12 protein-coding genes and 2 pseudogenes are annotated in these 21,901 nt (G+C 44.2%); 12 read left to right on the top strand and 2 right to left on the bottom strand.

What is annotated here, in order from left to right; translation table 11 throughout:
- From AC1DWN_RS05040 to AC1DWN_RS05000, 9 genes are all read left to right on the top strand, one after another.
- Positions 1-865, top strand: an 865-nt coding sequence (locus AC1DWN_RS05040; RefSeq protein ID WP_477557842.1) for an extracellular solute-binding protein, incomplete at its 5' end; no start/stop codon positions are given.
- Positions 855-1,850, top strand: a complete 996-nt coding sequence (locus tag AC1DWN_RS05035) for a carbohydrate ABC transporter permease (RefSeq protein WP_477557841.1) — start codon at positions 855-857, stop codon at positions 1,848-1,850. The genes AC1DWN_RS05040 and AC1DWN_RS05035, both read left to right, overlap by 11 nt.
- Positions 1,847-2,758 (top strand): carbohydrate ABC transporter permease, encoded by a 912-nt coding sequence (locus AC1DWN_RS05030; protein WP_477557840.1) that lies wholly within the window; start codon positions 1,847-1,849, stop codon positions 2,756-2,758. Before AC1DWN_RS05035 ends, AC1DWN_RS05030 begins: the two co-directional genes overlap by 4 nt.
- Before the next feature lie 18 nt (positions 2,759-2,776).
- The gene (locus AC1DWN_RS05025) at positions 2,777-4,885 is read left to right on the top strand and encodes a YIP1 family protein (RefSeq protein ID WP_477557839.1); all 2,109 of its coding nucleotides are present in this window, start codon (positions 2,777-2,779) and stop codon (positions 4,883-4,885) included.
- Positions 4,885-7,260 carry a DUF5696 domain-containing protein gene (locus AC1DWN_RS05020; protein WP_477557845.1) on the top strand — a complete coding sequence of 792 codons (2,376 nt, stop codon included), beginning with the start codon at positions 4,885-4,887 and terminating at the stop codon, positions 7,258-7,260. Before AC1DWN_RS05025 ends, AC1DWN_RS05020 begins: the two co-directional genes overlap by 1 nt.
- Positions 7,261-7,264: 4 nt before the next feature.
- Positions 7,265-8,137, top strand: a complete 873-nt coding sequence (locus AC1DWN_RS05015; RefSeq protein ID WP_477557838.1) for a carbohydrate ABC transporter permease — start codon at positions 7,265-7,267, stop codon at positions 8,135-8,137.
- 12 nt (positions 8,138-8,149) lie between these two features.
- A complete protein-coding gene (locus AC1DWN_RS05010) occupies positions 8,150-9,139 on the top strand; it encodes a carbohydrate ABC transporter permease (RefSeq protein ID WP_477557837.1) in 990 nt (329 codons plus the stop codon).
- A gap of 80 nt (positions 9,140-9,219) precedes the next feature.
- Complete coding sequence (locus AC1DWN_RS05005; RefSeq protein WP_477557836.1) at positions 9,220-10,500, top strand: Gfo/Idh/MocA family protein; 1,281 nt, start codon at positions 9,220-9,222, stop codon at positions 10,498-10,500.
- A 409-nt stretch (positions 10,501-10,909) separates the two neighbouring features.
- Entirely contained in the window at positions 10,910-16,480 is a 5,571-nt protein-coding gene (locus AC1DWN_RS05000; protein WP_477557844.1) for a discoidin domain-containing protein, read from the top strand.
- An 841-nt stretch (positions 16,481-17,321) separates the two neighbouring features.
- Here AC1DWN_RS05000 and AC1DWN_RS04995 read toward each other — a convergent pair.
- Positions 17,322-17,561 (bottom strand): annotated as a pseudogene (locus AC1DWN_RS04995) (IS110 family RNA-guided transposase); the annotation flags it as partial.
- Between AC1DWN_RS04995 and AC1DWN_RS04990 the strand changes: the two are divergent.
- Positions 17,562-17,825, top strand: a pseudogene (locus AC1DWN_RS04990) (LLM class flavin-dependent oxidoreductase); the annotation flags it as partial.
- Positions 17,826-17,958: 133 nt separating this feature from the next.
- On the opposite strand, the gene AC1DWN_RS04985 reads toward AC1DWN_RS04990, so the two are convergent.
- Positions 17,959-19,125 (bottom strand): GGDEF domain-containing protein, encoded by a 1,167-nt coding sequence (locus AC1DWN_RS04985; protein WP_477557835.1) that lies wholly within the window; start codon positions 19,123-19,125, stop codon positions 17,959-17,961.
- A 259-nt stretch (positions 19,126-19,384) separates the two neighbouring features.
- Between AC1DWN_RS04985 and AC1DWN_RS04980 the strand changes: the two genes are divergently transcribed.
- Positions 19,385-20,518 carry a glycosyltransferase family 4 protein gene (locus AC1DWN_RS04980; RefSeq protein ID WP_477557834.1) on the top strand — a complete coding sequence of 378 codons (1,134 nt, stop codon included), beginning with the start codon at positions 19,385-19,387 and terminating at the stop codon, positions 20,516-20,518.
- Positions 20,519-20,546: 28 nt separating this feature from the next.
- The gene (locus AC1DWN_RS04975) at positions 20,547-21,827 is read left to right on the top strand and encodes a metallophosphoesterase family protein (protein WP_477557833.1); all 1,281 of its coding nucleotides are present in this window, start codon (positions 20,547-20,549) and stop codon (positions 21,825-21,827) included.
- Positions 21,828-21,901: the final 74 nt, after the last annotated feature.

Here is a 21,901-nt window from a genome sequence, read left to right as displayed (position 1 = left end):
GGATGATGTTTACAATATGATCCCGACATTGCTGCAAAATGAATACAACTTTTTTATCGAACCTGGTGATTTTTCGTATTTGTTTTTCCAGAACGGTGCGGATTTGTTTACACCCGATGGGATATCGACTGCACTTAATAAACCAGAAGCCTTCGACGCATTTAAACGCTGGACTGATTTGTTCAATATGCATGGTCTAGAGCAGCAGGTACAAAGCTTCTACAATCAGTTCCGCAAAGGAACGATTCCAATTGGGATCGCAGATTTTAATCAATATATGCAGTTACTAGTTGCCGCGCCGGAAATTATGGAAGATTGGGCTATTGCGCCTGTTCCTGGAACAGTAAGTGAAGATGGTACGGTTTCCCGATGGATTGGAGGCTCTCAATCGGTAAGCTCAATGATGTTCAAAGCGACTCCAGAGAAGAAACGGACGAAGGCGTGGGAATTTTTGCAATGGTATTTATCAGATGAAATCCAGACGAAGTTTGGCTTGGATCTCGAACAGTATAGCGGTGAAGCGTTTCGTTGGAATTCATCGAATATAAAGGCGTTCGCCAATATGCCGTGGAACCCTGAAGATTTGAAAGTATTTCTTGAACAGTGGCGATGGATGAAGGAGTTTCCAAATGTACCTGGCGGTTATATGGCTTCACGTGAGCTTGGATTTGCATGGAACCGTGCGGTAATTGATGGTGAGACGCCTCGACTCTCGTTAGAGAAAGCAGTGAGAGAAATCAATAGGGAGCTTGTCCGAAAGCAAAGAGAATTCAAGATTATCGACGTGAACGGCAAAGTATTGAAGACGCTAGATTTGCCGCAGATCGTGGAGCCTTGGGAAGGTGCGGAACAATATGTCAAGTAAAGCGCATGCGAAAACGCAGCATCTCCCGGAGCAAAAAGTCGTAGTACGAAAGGTTAAGAGAAATACGAAATCGAAGATTGTTGACTTGTTGGCCGATATATGGAGAGACCGTTTATCTTATTTATTTATTACGCCCTTTTTTGCAATGTTCGCCATCTTTATCGTCATACCTATCGCGGTAGGGCTCATGCTGAGCTTCACTTATTTTAACGCGATCGAATTTCCGACTTGGATTGGATGGCTGAACTTTCAAAACTTATTTTCACAGGATATTATTTTTTTACAGCATGTCTTGCCCAATTCGTTCAAATTCTCCTTGTTTGTAGGACCATTAGGGTATATATGCGCTTTCTTGCTAGCTTGGTTTATCGCTCAACTGCCAAGCACATTACGGATGTGGTACGCCTTGGCAATATATGCTCCTTCATTGACGGGAGGAATTGCGATCGGTGTCGTCTGGCAGGTGGCATTTACTGGTGATCGTACTGGGTATATCAATAGCTTCTTACTAAAATTTGGTTTGATCGAGAAGCCGATCCTTTTTCTTGCGGATAAAGATTATTTAATGAACATTATGATTCTTGTATCGATCTGGGGCAGTATGGGGATCGGGTTCCTTGCTTTGCTCGCCGGTATTCTAAGTGTCGACAAGCAGCTCTACGAGGCGGGCAAAATTGACGGTATTGCGAGCAGATTGCAAGAAATATGGTATTTAACGATACCGTCAATGAAACCACAGATGCTGTTTGCAGCGGTCATTTCTATCGTAGGTACACTGAAATCGGGGGGAGTCGGCACATCAATGGCAGGTAATCCAACACCGGACTATGCAGGCCAATTGATGATTAGCCATATCGACGATTACGGCTTTATACGGTATGAACTTGGTTATGCGAGCGCTATTTCAATCGTGCTGCTCATTATTATGTTATTGCTGAATCAACTGCTCCGCCTCTTATTCGTTCCGAAGGAGGATGAGGAATGAAGCTGAGCCAACCCACCATTAGTAAGAGATTTGTTTACTTTCTTGAAGATTTGCTCGCACAGGTAAAGAGTATCGATCGAACACAATTCGTCATATTGATCATGTTGACATTACTGTCTATTTTCATGCTGCTGCCACTCGTTTATTTGTTTAATCATGCATTTAAACCTCTTCACGAGCTGCTATTGTTCCCGCCCACATTTATCGTAGAAGCGCCGACATTACAAAATTTCACTGATTTGTTAGCGCTGACGCAAAGTACAGCTATACCGGTAAGCCGTTATATTTTCAATAGTGTCATCGTGACAGTTCTCGCTACAATCGGAATGGTGTTTACAGGGGCGTTATGCGCCTATCCGCTATCAAAGCATAAGTTCCGAGGGAATAAATTGTTCTTTGGATCGATTATGGTTTCACTTTTATTCGCGACGGAGACCATTGCAATACCTCGTTATGTTGTTGTGCAAAGTTTAGGAATCATGAATACGTATCTCGGGCATGTTCTGCCCATGATCGCGCTGCCGGTCGGTGTATTTCTGTTAAAACAGTTCATGGATCAAGTTCCGGATGAACTGATCGATGCTGCTAAAATTGACGGTGCTTCGGAAGTACGTATTTTTTTACGTATCGTTATTCCGCTGGTCACGCCAGCTATGGCGACAATTACAATTATCGCGTTCCAAAGCGCGTGGGGAAATTCCGAAACGTCAGCGCTGTTCATGCAGGACGATGCGATGAAAACATTGCCTTTCTACATGGGCACATTGACATCAAATTTGGCTAACTCAGTTGCTAGACAAGGTGCAGCAGCTGCGGGAGCACTCATTATGTTTTTACCATCACTGATCATTTTTCTGGTCAACCAGCGCAAATTTATCGCCACGATGGCGCATTCAGGAATCAAGTAAACGAAAGGGAGCGAAACGATGCACGCTTATCGAAGCCAATACAAGATCGTCCTTGCGCTCGTTTGCTTGATTGCGTTGACCGTGTTTCCACTAACGGTGGGAGCGGAGGTTCCTTATACAACCTTTTCCAAGGACAGTTATAATCGGACCATATTTACGCAGCCTGCTTATGAACCGTCAAAGGTAATAGCGCGAGATATATATATCGTGAATGAAAAAGGTGAAAGAACGTATTCACCGCTTAAAAGACCGCAAGATGTTTTTATTGACTCCAAAGATGATATCTATATCGCGGATACGGATAATAACCGTATTGTCCACTTTTCTCCTGATGGAGAGGTTGTACGAGAATTGACGATACCGGACAGTCCGCTAAACCAGCCACAAGGTATTTTCGTTACGGGCAATGGGGAGATTTATATTGCCGACACTGGAAATAAACGGATCGTTCGATTGGATAAGGATGGCAAGCTCGTACAACAATATTTGCGTCCGAAATCAAAATTCATCAATGACACCTTTATTTACGAGCCAAAGAATATGGTTGTCGACAAGAGAGGCTTCCTGTACGTCGTGTCCAGCGGTGGTTATCAAGGGATCGTTCAACTCAATCCAAGTGGAGAGTTTTATGGGTTTTTCGGGACGAATACGACAGACGCTAGTTGGATGGAAAAAATACGAGTCGCCTTCTACACAAAGGAACAGCTAAGTAGACAAGTTAAACTGCTGCCGTCCACAATCCGCAGTGTTGACCTCGATTCGGACGGATTCATTTATTCCGTATCGGGATCGTCATCAGAGCAGGTGAAAAAACTAAATATTCGCGGCAATAATATGTGGAAGAATTTATCGTTTGGGCAGAAAACCAGATATACCTCTTCATTGAAAAAGGAACAGGAATTAGCCGATATTACAGTCGATCGGAACGGTAATATGACGGTCATCGATAAAAATGGGAATATTGTGCTGCAGTACGATTCAATGGGGAAACTACTATTTTATTGGGTCGGTCCGGTCTCTGTAGGTACTCCACAGGTTGGCATCAATCAAAGTCCAGTAGCAGTCGCTTCTAATTCGAAAAACGAATTATTTATATTGGACGATGCACTTAATCTACTTCAAGTGTTCAAGCCAACCGAATTCGGAGCTGCGGTTCATACCGCTTATAAGTTGTCGCAAGATGGTAAATATCAGGAAAGTGAAAGCTATTGGAATAATGTTGTTAAATTGAATGCCTTGTATTCGCCTGCTTACAAAGGACTGGCACAAGCTGCCTTCTATAAAGGAGACTTTGATCGAGCGCGGCAGCTTTACAAGTGGGCTGGCGATTCGACTGGTTATTCCGATTCCTTTTGGCAACTTCGACTGCAATGGTTCCAAAAGAATTTTCCATTGCTCGCTAATAGTGTAGTTATCTTTGCTATCGCATGTATGATTTGGTCGAGGCTAAATAAAAAAACGCGTATTCAATCCCGGCTCAAGCGCAGATTCCGAAAGAAGTGGAAGGAATTCAATCTGATTCGTCAACTCAAGCATACCTTCTTCATCTTGAAGAACCCACTGGAAGGGTTTAGTGATTTGCGATATTTGAATCGGGGGGGCTATATTAGCGCCATAATTCTACTTGTTACCGTAGTGGTAATGCTTTTGGTCAAAACGTATTATACAAGCTTCACATTTAATCCAATTMCAAAAGCGGACCAAAGCAGCACCTCGATCTTGACGATTTTTATCGTTACATGGACTTCATGGGTCGTATGTAATTTTTTAATTGGCTCTATTTATCAAGGTGAGGCTCGCTTTAAGGATGTTTTCGTAKGGAGTGCTTACGCATTGATGCCGATTGCTATGCTAGGGCTGCCTTTAGCTCTTGTATCCAATGTCATGACGATGAGTGAATCCTCCATCTATCAATCTCTTGAAATGGCTATGGTCATATGGAGCGGCATGTTGTTTTTTTGGAATATCCAATCCCTTCAAAATTATAGTGTTGGAGAGACGATCGTTAATGTGCTGCTGACGAGTTTTGCCATAATTATATTGTGGGTGCTGATCTTCATCTTTATCGGCTTGTCCTCCGAGTTGCTTAACTTCATTTATACGATTTATCAGGAGGTGACGATGTGATGAAGAGGATTGTTAGACAACGCTGGCTGCTACTTACTTTGTTAGCAGTTGTGCTGATCACCTCCGTCACAGTTATATTTGTTATTGCGGGTTCCAAGGATAAGAAGACGGCAACAGGACCGGAGGATTCGAATTCTCCAGCGACTACAGAACTGAAAACGGAAACCACACAGGTAACTGCTGAAGTGGCAAAGGAAGAGCCAGTGAAAACGGTGGCCCCACAAAGCGGTCAAGGAGACGTCTTAAAATCGCCGTTACCGGATGAGAGCTCTTTCCAAGCTATGGCGGAGAGTGACCGACTACAATTAAAGGCTGATCCACAAACCGGACATTTTACCGTGACAGATAAATCATCCGGAGAGATATGGAGGTCTTATCCTAATCCTGATGGATGGAGCGATGAGCAAACTACGGCAGCTTGGAAACAACATTTACAATCTCCTTTTATGATGCGTTATGTAGAATTTAATGTCCGAAAGGATTTGGATGTTGAATCGAATTTTATTGCACAACAAGGTAAAGTGACATCATTTAAGAAGACAGAGGATGGGTTCCGAATCGTATACGAGCTTCCTAATCTTGGATTTGTCATTCCTGTACAGGTAAGGCTGAAGGATGATTATGTAGAAACCAAGATATTGCAAGACGGACTTATAGACGAGAAAATCATTTCGAAAACAGAATCTGGGCAAACAAAAGATCAGAAAGCTAGACTTGTCGCTATTCGTTTGTTCCCGTTCCTCGGAGCGGAGACGTCGGATCATGAGAATGGGTTTTTACTTATCCCTGATGGACCGGGCGCATTGATCGATTTTAAGAAGGATCAGCCGAATCTGATCAATTTCTACAATGAACGTGTCTACGGTGATGATTGGGCTTACAGCTCTAGTTTCTCTAATAGGCAACCAGTCAAAATGCCGATATTCGGTATTAAATCAGGTAAACAAGCCGTACTCGGTATTGTGCAAGAAGGTGCAGAATACGCCAATATATTTGCCGTTCCATCCAAGTCATTCAGCGCATACAATTGGGCTACAACAGAGCACCAATTCCGGTTCAAGTTTTTCCAAACAACTGACAAGAAAGGATTTAATGGTTTTTTTACGTATAATCAAGACCTGATTGGCGGAGACCGGGCTACGCGATATTACTTTATCAGTGGTGACAATCCAGATTATGTTGATTTGGCGGTTCGCTACAGAACTTATTTGATGGAAGAATCAGGTATGAACCAACTGCAAGGTAACAGTGAGAAAATACCGCTGCATCTAAATCTGCTTGGAGGAGATATAGAAAAGGGCTTTCTCTGGGACTCCTATTTGCCACTTACGACAACCTCTGAAGCCAAAGGAATTGTACAGGAATTGAACAGTCTTGGTGTTGAGCAAATGTCGATTGCCTATATGGGTTGGCAAAAAGGAGGTTATAGCAAATACGGGTCTCAATTTCCAGTTGACGGTAAACTTGGGGGCAATGGCGGTATGAAGACATTCGTCGATTACGCCCATTCCAAAGGGTTTCCAGTCTATCTGGATGGTAGCGCGTATTCCTTTAACAACTCCGGAGGAAATGGCTTCCGAAAAAGCAGGGATGGATTAAGAGATTTAAGTTCAACAGTCGTACAGTTTACCAACGAAGTGTCAGCTCTTACGATCGTCGGTCCGAAGTTCATGGAGAAGGTTATAGATAAGGATTTAGATAAGGTCAAACCATTAAATGTAGATGGTTATTTGTATGGGCATACGATCGGTACCTTCCTTAACTCGGATTACAACGAGAAAATCGCAGTGATGCGGCCGGAAGCTCTGAAAGTACAACAAAATATTATGCAGAAAACAAAAGAAACACTCGGCAATGTAAGAGTAGATGCAGGCAATATGTATACGGCCCGTTATGTTGATCATATGTATGGCATGTTTAGCGATTATTCGCATGATATGTTTGTCGATCGTATCGTACCTTTCGAACAAATAGCATTGCATGGGCTCGTATCCTATTCACACAATTATGCCAATCTGAATGGAGACTATAAAAACAATTACTTGAAGGGTATTGAATACGGTGCTGAGCCATCGTTTTTAATTACGCATGCGCTTTCGAATGAGCTGTTGAAGTCCAGGTCATTAAGTAACTTTTACAGCACCAATTATAAAGATTGGATGGAAGAAATGGTGTCATTATACCAGCAATACAATGAAGCACTAAACGGTTTGCATAACAAATTTATTGTAGGGCACCGCAAGCTGACGGAGGATGTATTCGAAACGACCTATTCGAACGGAAGGCGAATTATCGTGAATTACAAGGACGTCCCTTACTCAAGTGATGGAATTTCCGTGAAGGCGAAAGATTTTATCGCTTTGGGAGGGGAATGAAACGATGAAAAAACGAATTTTAAGCGGAAAAACGATTCGGAACATGGAGGGCATGTTATTCATCTTTCCTTGGCTGCTTGGCTTTATGATATTTTTAGCTTTTCCGCTCGTATTTTCACTATACATGAGTTTCCATAACGTAAAAGTGCTTCCGAAAAAAATGGTATATGACTATGTGGGTCTCAAATATTTCAAAAGTATATTGTTCGAGAGCTCGGCGTTGTATGACAATATTATTCCTTTTTTTCAGGAAGCGGCTGTGATGATTCCGATCATCCTTGTATTTTCTTTATTCTTAGCTATGCTTCTGAACCAGAAGCTGCCTGGGAGAATGCTATTTCGGGCCATTTTCTTTCTGCCTGTTATCTTCTCGACAGGGTATGTACTAACGGAATTCATCAATCAAGGTCAAGGAAGCCTCGGATTTCTTGAACGATATGAGCTATCCAGCTATTTGGATCAGTTTCTCGGAGATAGCTCATGGACGAATCCAATTAAACAAGTATTGAATCGTTTTGTACTCGTATTGTGGTTCTCAGGCGTACAGATCATCATTTTTCTGGCGGGGCGGCAAACAATCTCCTCTTCTGCCTATGAATCCGCTCGTATTGATGGAGCATCGCCATGGGAAGTGTTTTGGAAAATTACGTTACCTGCGATGTCTCCTTTCATTTTGCTGAACTTGATCTATACGGTCGTGGATTTATTCACTTATCCGTTTAATCCAATAATGGATTTGATCGGCAGCGGTCAAGGATCATATGGCTTTAATAGTGCTTTAGTTTGGATTTATTTTATGATCATTATTGTATTTCTGTCCATTGTCGTTCTCTTCTACGTTAGGATCAGCCGACAGCGCTCAGGAATGCGGCGATAAAGGAGGTATTTCATGTTAACTAAAGTGAATGACATCAAGAGTAAATGGTCGATCAAGCGAAAGCTTGGACGTAGATCGGGAGTCAAGAACAGAGTTCGGCAAATCCGATACGCGCTATTAGGTCGGGAAATCAATAATGGCTTAATGTTTAAAGTGATTCTTTACGTTATATTTCTGGAGATTTCGTATATTTATATACAGCCTATTTTGAAAATGATCGTCAAGATGGTAATGAGCAGCAAGGATATTATCGATCCGACTATTACATGGATTCCCTCATCGATATATATGGGGCATCTGTCAGCTGCTTGGAATGTATTGAATTATGACAAATCGGTAATGATCAGCATCATCGTCTCTTTGTCTGTAGCCATCTTTCATTGCATTTCTTGTGGTTTTGCCGGGTATGCATTCGCTCGTCTTGAATTCCCGTTCAAACGATTCATATTTTGCTTACTGATTGTCGCATTTATCATCCCGCCGCAAGTTATTATTTTGCCGTTGATTCTCGCATATCGAGAGCTTGGCTTGGATAATTCACTCATCTCGTTAGTCATACCAGCATTATTCGGCTTTGGAGTAAAAGGATCACTGTTTGTGATCATTTATCGGCAATTTTTCATGACCCAGCCAAAGGAGCTCGAAGAGGCTGCGAAAATCGATGGTGCCACCGCGCTTAAATTTTATATTAAGGTTATGTTTCCACTAGCCATGCCAGCTATTATTGTTGTTTTCTTATTTTCCTTCGTATGGACTTGGAACGACACGTATATGCCGCGTATGTTCTTAGGGGGGGCGGAGGATGTGCCGCTGGCCGTACAAATGTCACGTCTAGGTTTATCGCTTGATAACTTGGTCAAAACATCAGGGATGACGCAATATGTAGTTGAACCAATCAAAATGGCAGCTAGTTTCTTGACTATATTGCCACCGCTGCTTATTTATTTGTTTGCACAGCGCTATTTTCTGGAAAGCGTAGAACGGACGGGATTGGTGGAGTAGCAATTACTTAAATAAAGTTTATGATCGGCGTGGCCGCAGCAGTTATAGAATAATGATATGACAATAGGGGTTGAGAGATATTGAGTAAAATCAAAGTTGCCTTAATCGGTGCTGGCTTACGAGGAATGATCTACACCAATTACGCTTTGAGTCATCCTGATGAAATGCAGCTCGTAGCTGTGGCGGATCCAAACAGTGATCGTGTAGATAAATTTAAGAAGGCTCACAGTATCGAAGACCAAATGTGTTTTACCGATTGGCGAGATATGTTGGCACAGCCGAAGCTTGCTGATGCGGTACTTGTTTGCACGCAGGACAAGATGCATTATGAGCCGACGATGAAAGCGTTAGAAGCGGGATATCCTGTCTTGTTGGAAAAGCCAATGTCGCCAGATCCGCAGGAATGCGTCGATATGGGAGAAAAGGCGCGAAATTCAGGACAAATTTTATCGATTTGCCATGTGCTGCGCTATACGAAATTTTTTGGGACGATTAAGCGGTTGTTGGATGAGGGTTCGATCGGACAACTCATGTCGATTCAACATAATGAGAATGTAGCACATTGGCATCAAGCACACAGCTATGTGCGCGGTAATTGGCGTAACTCCATTGAATCTAGTCCTATGATATTGGCGAAATCCTGCCATGACTTGGATATTCTGCTTTGGCTCGCAGGTGATGACTGTGTCAGCGTATCGTCCTTTGGCAGTTTATCGCATTTCAAAGAGGAGAATGCTCCGGAAGGAGCACCAACCAGGTGCACGGACGGCTGTCCCGTTTCGGATAGTTGTTTGTATTATGCTCCGAACATTTATATTACTGAAGAAGATAGCTGGGTAAAATGGGCTCTCAGTGATGATCAGAGTAATGAATCACTTTTAAAAGCATTGCAGGAAGGTCCATACGGACGCTGTGTCTATCATTGTGATAACGACGTTGTCGATCATCAAGTTGTCAATATGGAATTTGCAAACGAAGTAACCGCAGTGTTCACGATGTCGGCATTCACGAAGGATTGCACTCGGACAATTAAGCTTATGGGCACAAAGGGTGAAATTCGCGGTGCGATGGAGAAAAGTGAGATCGAATTGATCCGATTCGATCAAGATAAACCAGAACTGATCTCGCTTGATGTTTTAAGTGATGATATGGGTCATGGCGGAGGCGACGGCGGCTTAATTAAGGATTTCATAAGATTGGTGAGAGGCGATAGCAACGGCAAAGGACTCACCTCGGGAGAGACTTCGGTTCAAAGTCATTTGATGGCTTTTGCAGCGGAACAGGCGAGGGTCACGAAAGAGGTTGTTCATTTAGATGCCTTCTCGAAACAATTTAAAGACCTTTATTCCATTTGCGATTAGTGACCTACTTCCATTTCAAAAGAAGGAAGTCAGAGGTAAAGGGGATGTACTTCGTCAAAGTCTGTGAGTTTGAGTGAGTGGAGATCGTATGCGCCGTAAACCTAAAGGGGAAAGTCAAATCGAGAAGTACGATTCAAACCGCTGTAATTGGCTTACGGAAAATTTACTAAAGAGAAAGAGAGGCGGACGGAGAAAGAAGCAGGGTTTACAATCTTTTTAATAATGAAAGTGAGGTCTATTAATGAGACGGAAATTATTAAGTATCATTCTCTCCTTAAGTCTTTTCTTGTCCATCTTATCTCTACCTGCGCATGCGGATAGTGACACCGAAAGTAATACGGATAGTGGTATAACTAGTGACATTGCTAGTGAAATGGTTGACTTCTGGGTGGTCAATTCGTTGAAAACGGTGTATAGAACCAGCACCATTCCCGCTAAACCAATCCAAAACATTTCCTTAGTGTCAGCTAAAAACGAATATGAAAGCGCTATAATCGCAGTGAGAAATAAAGAGGCATTTGAAATTACCAAAGTTGAATTCTCAGATTTGGAATCCGGATCAAAAGAAATAATAGCTGGAAGCAATCTAGCTTATCATTTTGTGGAATACGGATTAACGGATACGATTAAAGCGAATTATATCTTTCCAGATAGAGAGGGGGGGCTTATCTATCCAGAATCTGAGATGCCTGATCCGCTATCCAACGAAGTATCCATGCAAGTAAAAGCCAATTCAACCCAGCCCATTTTTATTACTAACTATGTTCCTACAGCTACAGCACCTGGAACTTATAGCGGTACAATTAACGTAAAGACAACTCTAGGAGATTACATAGTACCTGTTCGTGTTGAAGTTGCCAATGTTGAAATCCCTAAGACCAAAGAAGCTAATTTTATCAATTATCAATGGTCCATGACCAATGGTTTTGGGTCGGATGGGTATCAATACGGTGAAGGAGTAAATGAGAAGGGATATGACGTAGGAAAGTACTATTATGGAGTGGAGACTTACAGTGATAAATGGTTCAAACTAATGGATAATTATGCCAAAACAATGACGGACTACAGACAGAATATGGTATGGATACGAACAGACCTCTTACTGAATGCGACTGGAACTGATCTTAAAGCATTCGAAACGGGTATTCCTGATAAAATTGACTGGTCGAAGTTTGATCAATATGTTCAGACATTTATTGATAGGGGTGTCACTGATTTCGCTAACATTCATTTGATAAGACAACTAAAGTACATGCCTAATGAGGAACATCTATCAGCCGAAATGTGGAAAACAGGAGTGCCTAAAGAATTACCAGTAACAGATGCATTTATTACTAATTACTTGACTGCTCTTAGTAAGCATGTGGAAGAAAAAGAAGAGTGGAAGGATAAGGGTCTCACATGGTATCAGCATATCTTAGATGAGCCTATCACAGATAGCCAAAAGAATTTCTGGACATATGTGGCTAGAAAAATAAAAGAGGTTGCGCCAAAGTTTAAAACGATGGACGCAGATCCAAACGGTATACTGATGGCAGAAAGCAGCAAGCCTCATGTAGACGTATGGGTTCCACTAACACCTGCTTTCCAAGAGAAGAAAGAGCTGTACAAAGCGGAGCAATTGGTCGGCAAAGATATGTGGGTTTACACTTGTGAAGTAAATACACCTCCATGGTTGAACCGATTTTGGACCCAGCCCACTTTAACGGGCAGGCTTTTGTTCTGGAATCTAAGCCAAGATGGTGTTCAAGGTGCTTTACACTGGGCGTGGAACGCATGGTATGTAGGACCATGGGGTGGTGATTCCGCTATTGTCTATCCAGACACGAAAAATATGGGAGTCAAAAGCTCGCTTCGTTATGAAGCACAAAGGGACGGTATAGAGGATTACGAGCTGATGTTCAAAATCAAACAAACCAATAAAGATCTAGCGAAGCGCATCGCTGATAGCGCAGTAAGTCCGGATGACCCAAGAAAATATACGCTTGACCCTGAATACATCAAGACGCTTCATGATTATTTGGTAAAAGCGGCAGCAGGTGAGAATGTCGGCGATATTTCTTTTTCGACAAGTCCATATTCGGGTCAAGAAATCCCAATGACATATATGGCCGACAGCAGTAACAGCGTTCTCAAATATACAGGCAGTTGGTATGACATGAGAAGACAATATGCTTATCAGGACGGTGTAAAATCTACGACAACGATCAATGATGCAGTGGAATATCAATTTAGCGGCACTGGCATTGATCTTGTAGTTGAGAAAAATAACGGAGCAGGGAAAATGGCTGTCTATTTAGATCAAAATGATCCAGTAATTCTGGACGCGTATGAGTTAGTGCAGCATGATTACATCACCATTTACAGTATTCGCAATCTTTCACAAGATCAGCAGCACACCATCAAGGTTGTGAATCTAGAAAATAAAAACCTTTATATTGATGCTTTCCGTGTACAAATGGATGAAGGGCCACTCCTGACACTGATCCAGACCTACAACGAGGCATTGAAGAAGAACAGCAACGACTATACCGAGCAGTCATGGTCACAACTAGCCGTCGCCATGTACAGCGCCAAGAATCTCATCGATGGGAACTCCAACGATGAAGCGGCCATGACAGAGGCCACAAATGCGCTGACGCAGGCAATGGGTGGTCTGGTGAACTATCCAAATTATGCGCTTGGCACCAAGGTTACCGCGTCGGAATCTTACAAAGACGGCAACTATGACCTGAAGGCCGAAAACGCGGTGGATGGCGACAAATCCACCTGGTGGGCTACGAAGAACGATTCTGTCAGTGCGACCTATGAGTTAGCGCTGATAAGCGAAGCCAAGATTAACCGGCTGGTTCTATATGAATACGGCATTTACAACAATCTGAAAACAGTTACCGTTGAGTATAAAAGCGGAGACAACTGGTCGGCGGTTTCCAATGCAAATAAACCTGTATATTCAGGCCAGTCCCGCACCGTCATGTTTGATGAAGTGACGGCTAGTGAATTCCGGCTGACATTGACGACGGTGAGTCCTCCGGAAGGCTTGAACTTCAGCGAAATCCAACTGCGGTACGCGCTGCCGACTGGGGCCCAGGCGACGGCGACCAATTCCGACGCCAGTAATCCCGCCTTCAATTTGGTGGATGAGGACCCTGCCACCGCCTGGCTCTCCGACGGCAGCGAGAAGCAGTCGGTGATCGAAATCGACTACGGTGTTGCCAAGATCGTCAACACAATCACGGTAGACGAGGCCAAGCAGACTACCGGCAAGCTCAAGACCATTCAGGTGGAGTACTGGGAAGGCGCGGAGTGGAAAACGCTGAAAACGGTGGACTGCGCAAAGCTGCCATACAAAAAGAATATTTTCTTTAAGTCTGTCATCACCAGCAAGATTCGGCTGACCGTGAAGACGGACACGAACGGGGCCATGAAAATCAACGAGATCACCGCCCTAGAATCCGCCGCTTCGGATATGCCGCTGGACACGGGCCTGATCGAGTTGGAACCGAATGTGGTGCCCAACGAGCACCAGAAGACGATGGTAGATCGGGGATACACAATGTTCCTCCACTTTGGTCTAAATACATTCACCGAGAGCGAATGGTCTTACGGAGATCTCTCTCCCGCCACATATGCGCCGCCCTCCATCGACGCCGACCAGTGGGTAAAAACCGCCAAGGAAGCCGGTATGAAGACTGTGCTTCTGGTGACCAAGCACCACGATGGCTTTGCCCTATGGGACAGCGCCTACACCGATTACGATGTCGGCAATCCGGAGTCCGGAAGCCACATCGATGTATTGCAGGCGGTCTCCGACGCCTGCAACAAGTACGGCATTAATATGGGTGTCTACTACTCGGCGTGGGACAGCAATTGGGATCGAAAAAACGGTAAGGAGAATGACGCCAAATACAACGAGTACGCCAGAAATCAGTTGTCGGAGATCATGAGCGGCAAATACGGCCTCAAGGATGAAAACGGTCGTGGCGTTATATCAGAACTGTGGATCGACGGCAATTGGGAGAAGGCTGCCCCACGGTGGGAATTTAGCAAACTATACGACACGGTCAAAGAACTCCAGCCCGAAAGCCAGGTTGGCCTGAATTGGACGATCGGAAGCACCGATGGCACGGTGAAAGGCATACCCGATCATAAGGAGGGCGACAACATCTACTATTTCCCCTCTGATTTTAGATTGGGCGACGGCATGGAGACAAGCGACAACGATCCTAAGCTCTTTACCTATCGCGGTCAGACCTATTATCTTCCCTTCGAGGCGACTCTGGTGCTCAACAGCTCTTGGTTCTGGCACACGGGTTATGGCACTAAGCCGTCCATGTCTCCGTATACTATTGCAGCCAAGTACAATAAATACAAGAATGAGGGCAACGTCCTGGTGCTCAACGCCGGCCCCAACCGCCAAGGCAAAATCGAACAGGCCGACATTGATTCGCTGTACGCCGCCGCCAGAAAGCTCGGCATCGCCAGCGGGGATGCACTGAAAAAAAACATTGTGGATTTGGAGGAAAAGATTTACGGTCGTAATCTCGCGCTGAATGCGACGGGCACTTCCGATCAAACGTATACGGAGCTTGCCGTCTATGGGGTCGAAAAAATGTTCGACGGCGATTCCACCACGCGCTGGGCTTCGCGTGGCGGCGATACGGACAGCACCGCGAAGATCACCCTCGCCGGGGAGAAGACCTTCAATACGCTGGTGCTAACGGAGGACTCAAAATTCATAGGAAGAACGGACAGTGTCACGATTCAATATGAAAAAGATGGTCAGTGGATCGACATTCAAACAAACGCGAAGCTGCAAAATGGAATACTGGCTGTCGCACTGGAGACACCGTTGACGGCAACCCAACTGAAGTTGATCGCAACCGACGAGCAAAAGAGTGGACCTACGTTCTCCGAGTTCGCGCTGTATATGGTAGAGTACGGGGCGCTGCCAGAGATCGAGGCTGCCGCAGAAAAGTCCACGCTGAAGGTGGGGGAGAGCACTCAGCTTGTTGTGCAAGATTCGCTGGACAAAGTGGATTTGATGAAAAACGCGATGTTCGAATCCAAGGATAGCAATGTCGCAACGGTGGATGCAGCCGGCAAGATTAATGCTGTTGCCGTTGGTGAGACTGACATCACTGTCAAGGTGCAACTGGTGGGCAAGACGTTCACCAAGCAAGTGCACGTGACTGTCACAAACAGCGATGAGATCAAGCCCGTGGGTGAGACCGCGGCCACCCAGTATGAGATCAAGGTGATCCAGACCGAGGGTGGTGTCATCAGCCCGTCGAACGTAAAGGTCGACAAGGGCGGCAGCGCCACGTTCACCATCAAGGTCAACAAYGGATACGTCATCAATGACGTGCTGGCCGACGGCAAGTCCGTGGGCGCTGTGACCAGCTACACTTTTAATAAGGTGTCCGAAAACCACAAAATCACCGCCGTCTTTGCTAAGGGCGAGAAGCCCGCAGCCAGCTTTACCGATGTGAAGTCTGGCGACTGGTTTTATGAGGCGATTCAATATGCAGTATACAACGGCATCATGTACGGTGTCTCTGTTACCAGCTTCGCGCCTCAGGCCAAGACCACCCGGGCAATGGTTCTGACCATGATGTACCGGCAGGCAGGCTCGCCCAACGCGACCGGTCAGGGCAACTGGTACAATGATGCCCGGAAATGGGCCGTGGAGAACCATATTTCCGACGGTACGAATCTGACTGATAATATTACCCGCGAGCAGCTTGTGACCATGCTGTGGAGGGCAAGCGGCTCGCCGAAAGTGGATACATCCAATGTGGGCAGCTTTGCCGACGGCGGCAAAGTGAACGATTGGGCAATGCAGGCGGTTGCTTGGACGATTTCCAAGGGCATCTTGATCGGCAATGGCCAGAACAATCTGGACCCGCAGGGCACGGCCACCCGTGCCGAAACCGCCTCAATTTTCATGCGGCTGAACAATTTAGTTATTTATTTCTAAAGCACGAACCCTGACAGCTGTCAGTCAAGGTAGCCATGGCGAGTTCTACCAACTTGTTGATGATCGTCGGGCTCGGTTGCGGCCATATGGTAAGTTATTTGATTGCAGTAGGAAGAGGCGGGGCAAAAGGTGCTCTGCCTCTTCTTTGATGTTCGTATGTTCAAATTTCCCAACTTGTATTTGTTGCACGTAGTAAAAGTTCAACAAAAGCGCTAGGAATCCGTATGGGATTAACACAGCGAGTCCAATACTTTAAAATCGGCCGGCAGCACACTTATTATTTTATTCAACAGAAACAAGGACATATATTGTGTAACAATCTAATTTATTGTCGGATGACAAGAATATGTACCGATTGCCGAATTAGGCCAAGAATGTATTCCCATTGCTGATGAACTATTTTGTTTTCTCACGAAGGCTCATTTATTCATGAAATTTGTTAGCTTGATAAGGAACGATAGATAACGCACTGCAGGAATGCTCCCTCGAAATGATTCAATTTCCTCACTCAGACTCATGAATTCGCAGGATTTCACCCTAAGGTAAATATGAGGGGAAGGAGGAGTCGGTAGTTTAGAACAGTTAGAAGGGCATGCAGGAACAAAAGTGATTATTGCATCACCTAATTCGTTCCATATGTTGCACGTCTCCATGTCGCCCTTAGCTATTTCCGCTTCTATGTCTCAACGGATCTAAGCCCGTTCGTTCCTTCGTCACATCTATTTAAGGGGTGGAGGTCGGTTTTTCTAACGGAACGGGTCCGAGCCCTTTTGCGTAACGTCTCCGGATACTCCGTGCTTCTTATAATCCTGCGAATGCATCAGCTGATGAACTAACGCTTTTAAGCTACTTGCGGAAATACTTTAGCAGAACAGTAAGTTTGATTGTTCTTGGCCAGCCCAACAAGCATTCGAGCCACTTTACCGCATAATTTCATAATGGACTTCATCTTCTTGAGCTTTTTTATATCCACATTGTAGTGGTGCAGAGCCCTAACATCTGGATTGGTCATGACCATACACATCGTCATGAGAAAGAGAAAACGTCGGAGACGAGGGCGCCCGCGCTTGTCGAGAACCATAATTCTGGTATGCAAGCTTTACGAGGCGGCGGATATCCAAAACAACAATTTGCCCAATCTACAGATTTCCGTGATGCATTATTGATCGGCAGCCCGCAGCAAATAATTGAAAAAATGCTCTACCAATACGAATTAATTGGTCAACAGCGCTTTAAGGCGCAAATCGATTTTGGCGGCGTTCCATTTGATAAGATCGCGATAAATAGAGAGTTGATTGCAACAGAAATTATGCCAGTAATTAAAAAGTATGCCGCTACAAAATAAGGAGTGATTAGAATGAAAATCATTGGAATTGCAGGCATATGAAGGGGATACAATCCATGTAACGGAAACAATAATGGCAGCAGATGCTATTATTATCGGTACACCAATACACCTTTTACTCATCGTATCGAAATCATATTTTTTTGGAGGCAGGCAATGATTTAAATGCCGTTACTTTATTTTTTCCAGTTGTCTTAGAAAAGTACATAGCATCGTCTGCATATTTAATCATTTCCTGTACAGCTGCTGATTCTTTGTTTGTACTAAAGCCGATACTTATCGTTACAATCGTTTCGGTTTGTACTCTCCGGCGGATGGATTCCGCTACTATTTCAGGCTTTACACGCTCTGTGCTTATGCAAGCCAGCAGCTCTTCGCCCCCGTAGCGTCCGGCTGATCCGATGCCGCTTGATTCCTCTTTAATAATATCCGCTACTTGTTTCAGTACAAGATCTGCTTTGTGATGACCCTGCGTATCGTTTAATCTTTTGAAATTATCGATATCACAAAATAGCATAGCCATCGGTTTGTTTCTACGCAGCAATTGTTCTGCTTTCGAAGAGAAATGACGACGATTATAAAGTCCTGTTAATCCGTCCATTATTGACGATTGATAGGTGGACATTAAACGTTCAATGACCCACTCGAACAACAAAATAAACAATAGGCTGAAATAAATGATAGGCAGCAGATGGCTAAGTAAGATCAGCCAGGATAGCGAGCCATGAAATATATAGGCGTTAGCAAGCCGGGCAAGCTCACACACAAAAAAGACGATAAGGCTCATATAATATTTAGAGTTCATGTCAGCATTTCTTGTGTCTAGCATAATTATGAATATGACGATTAATTCATAAAAGTCGAGTGCAGGAAACGTAAGCAATTCAGTACTTTGAAGTGTATCTGTTGTAAAAGGCGTCATAAAAAATTGTATGGCTGCAATTATAAACGTCACTACAATCATAATAATAAAAGGAGCGACTTTCAGTTGAGCTGAGCGAAGCGTGTATAATTTCAAGAAAACTAAGTTTATAATGATGAAAGAGATAATTTGCAATATGGTGGATGCTAAATATAACCATGGTGACAATGACCAGCCTGGGTAGGCGAGAGTGACAAGCAGGCATTGCTTGGCGATTATAAGTAGTAACGCTGAGATGAGCAGTCGATAAATTCGTTTATTGCGATAACTCACATACAGCCTTAACGACATGAAGAGCATTAAAAAGAGGATAACGATAACAGCTGATGAAGAGAAAAGTTGTCCATTGGGCCCAGTTAACCATTGTGTAATTGTCATTTGTTACCCACCAATATCTAGTATTTAAGTCAGTAGCTTTACAGAAACATATGTTCTAATATATCATGTTTTACGGCAGACGTATATCTGAGGGTAATGAAGATAGTTTTGCGAAAGCAAAACCAAGTATATGCTTACGAAGTCAGTTTTGCGAAAGCAAAACCAAGTATATGCTTACGAAGTCAGTTTTGCGAAAGCAAAACCAAGTATATGCTTACGAAGTCAGTTTTGCGAAAGCAAAACTTAAGGAGATGGGATCATGAATATTTTACAAGCGTTGTTTTTCCCACCGGAGCAGCCGGGCGGGGTTTCATCAATGGTTCCTTATATTCAGGAGCGTTTCACGAAGTTTGGTTGGCAAATGGAGCTATTCTCACTTCCTAAACGGGTTAGAGGAAAAGGACAAGAAGAAGTAGTATTTGAAACATTTGATCATACCGTCTATAGCGGAAATGTAATTATAGATAAATATATTCAAACCTACCGAGACTACGTTTGGTGGACGCGTATGCGCATCAAAAAGTCCTATGATATTATTCATGCGCATCATCCAATAGCGGCACTTGCAATGAAGCAATTATTTCCAGATACGCCTTTGATCGTTACGATACACTCTAGTTATGAGCGTGAGCTTATTTTGAACGGTAAAATAAAAGAGGGTGGACCCGAGCATCAGTTTCTGATGAGTCTTTATGGGGAACTAGAGGCGAAAGCAGACCAGATGCTTACTGTATCTGAATCGTTCCGCACTTACATTTCACAATATGTGAAGGATGCTGATCGCTTCAAGGTTATCCCGAATGGTTTTGACGAAAAACGCTTTAAGCCGATCGCACATGAAAATGCGGTAACACAGCTCATTACAGTGTGCAGGCTTGTTCCTGCAAAGGGGCTAGATGTTTTGCTGCATGCATGTGCGGAGCTAAAGCATAGAGGACATCCATTTGTGCTGCATATTATCGGAGACGGTCCAATTCGTGAGGAGCTTGAAGCGTTAGCTGTAGAGCTGGGATTGTATGATGATATTATTTTTTATGGCTATATGCTGCACCCAGAGGAATTTATGCCGTTCTTCGACGTGTTCGTCTTGCCATCTCGTGCAGAAGCCTTTGGCTCAGTATTTGCTGAGGCAGCACTATGTTCGCTTGCGCTTATCGGCACTAATGTAGGTGGAATTGCGGAGCAGATAGATGATGGTATAAACGGATTGCTGGTACCACCAGAGGACCCACTAGCCTTAGCATTAGCTTTGGAAAAGGTTGTTACAGATCCTACTTATCGTTACAATTTAGCTCGTTCTGGCTCGGATAAAGCGAAAAAAGTATATTCACTTACACGTGTCATTGCACAAATGAAAAAAGTATATATTCAGTTTAAAACAGAGCAACAATAACAACTATATCGGAATAGGTGGGGATGGAATGGCTGTACCTTTTCGATTCATCCATGCTGCAGATTTACATTTAGATAGCCCCTTTCGCGGTCTTGCGAAAGCGCCAGAACAGGTTCGTGAGTCGTTAATCGACTCAACGTTCGCTGCATTACGTCATTTAACGGAAATGGCCATTCGTGAGCAGGTGGACTTTATTGTGCTCTCGGGAGATTTGTTCGATGAATCGGATCGCTCATTGCGAGCGCAGCTTATGCTTGTGAGAGAGTGGGAAAAGCTGGAGAAGCATGGCATTTCGGTGTTTGTCATCCACGGTAATCATGATCCGTTGAACGGTATAAGGGCGGAGATCGAGCTTCCAAAGACGGTGCATGTATTTGGTGCGGATCAAATGGAATACCGGCCAGCTTATCGCAAAAGCGGTGAGCTGGCTGCTTTTGTGTACGGAAGATCCTACGGCACACGAATTGTGACGGAAAACGTAGCGGCGAGCTATCAGATTCAGCCAGAGGCACCTTATCATATCGCTTTGCTCCATGGCAATGTAGATAGCGATGGTACTCATGATCCTTATGCGCCTTGCACGCTGGATGAGCTTATTGGTGGCAAAGGGTTTGACTATTGGGCGCTTGGTCATATTCATCATCGAAGGGTGCTGCATGAGTATCCTCATGTTGTGTATGCAGGTAATACGCAGGGAAGAAATCCGCGTGAAACGGGAGCGAAAGGCTGTTATGTCGTAGATGTGACGGCTACGCGGTCGATAGAGCTATCATTTATACCGCTAGACGAGGTGCGCTGGCTTGATTATTCTTTGTCAATCGAAGCAGCGGGTTCTGAGCAAGAGCTTTTACAGCAGTTAGAGACACTGATTGAGCAGCTCGTTGCAGAAGCGGATGGTCGGTCTGTCATGCTTCGTCTTGTTTTGACGGGTAGAGGTCCGTTGCACAATCAACTCTCCGAGCCGAATATTGTTCGGGCACTGCTAGAGCAGCTACAGGAAAGTCGACCTTTTGTTTCAGGGGAGTCATGGGCGTTTGTGTATACACTTGAAGTGGATACTCGTATCGAGCTGAACTTGGAAGAGCTTGCTATGGAAGACAGCTTTGCAGGCGAGCTTTATCGGCTCAGTGAACAGCTTTCGGGTGACGATTTAGCATGGCGTGAATTTGCAAAAGAATCAATTAGCCCGCTTTCTAATAACGTGAAGCTGGGGAGATTGCTTCGAGATAAATGGGACGAGCTTCCTGAAAGGTGGCTGGAGCAGGCAAGGGAGCTGACTCTGGGACTAATAGCAACGGAGGATAAGTAGAGTTAGATGCTTATTGACTGAGGTTTGTAGTGGAGCTTTGGATCGTGCTGATGGAGTGAGTTTAGTAGTGCATG

The sequence above is a fragment of the Paenibacillus sp. P4_A7 genome, from assembly GCF_056402455.1.
This window is presented reverse-complemented; position numbering and strand designations above follow the sequence as displayed.

Excerpts from the sequence above, each read along its gene's own strand:
- AC1DWN_RS05020 (WP_477557845.1), top strand. The coding sequence starts at position 4,885 with ATGAAGAGGATTGTTAGACAACGCTGGCTGCTACTTACTTTGTTAGCA.
- AC1DWN_RS05030 (WP_477557840.1), top strand. The coding sequence starts at position 1,847 with ATGAAGCTGAGCCAACCCACCATTAGTAAGAGATTTGTTTACTTTCTT.
- AC1DWN_RS04975 (WP_477557833.1), top strand. The coding sequence starts at position 20,547 with ATGGCTGTACCTTTTCGATTCATCCATGCTGCAGATTTACATTTAGAT.
- AC1DWN_RS05035 (WP_477557841.1), top strand. The coding sequence starts at position 855 with ATGTCAAGTAAAGCGCATGCGAAAACGCAGCATCTCCCGGAGCAAAAA.
- AC1DWN_RS05010 (WP_477557837.1), top strand. The coding sequence starts at position 8,150 with ATGTTAACTAAAGTGAATGACATCAAGAGTAAATGGTCGATCAAGCGA.
- AC1DWN_RS04985 (WP_477557835.1), bottom strand. The coding sequence starts at position 19,125 with ATGACAATTACACAATGGTTAACTGGGCCCAATGGACAACTTTTCTCT.
- AC1DWN_RS05015 (WP_477557838.1), top strand. The coding sequence starts at position 7,265 with ATGAAAAAACGAATTTTAAGCGGAAAAACGATTCGGAACATGGAGGGC.
- AC1DWN_RS04980 (WP_477557834.1), top strand. The coding sequence starts at position 19,385 with ATGAATATTTTACAAGCGTTGTTTTTCCCACCGGAGCAGCCGGGCGGG.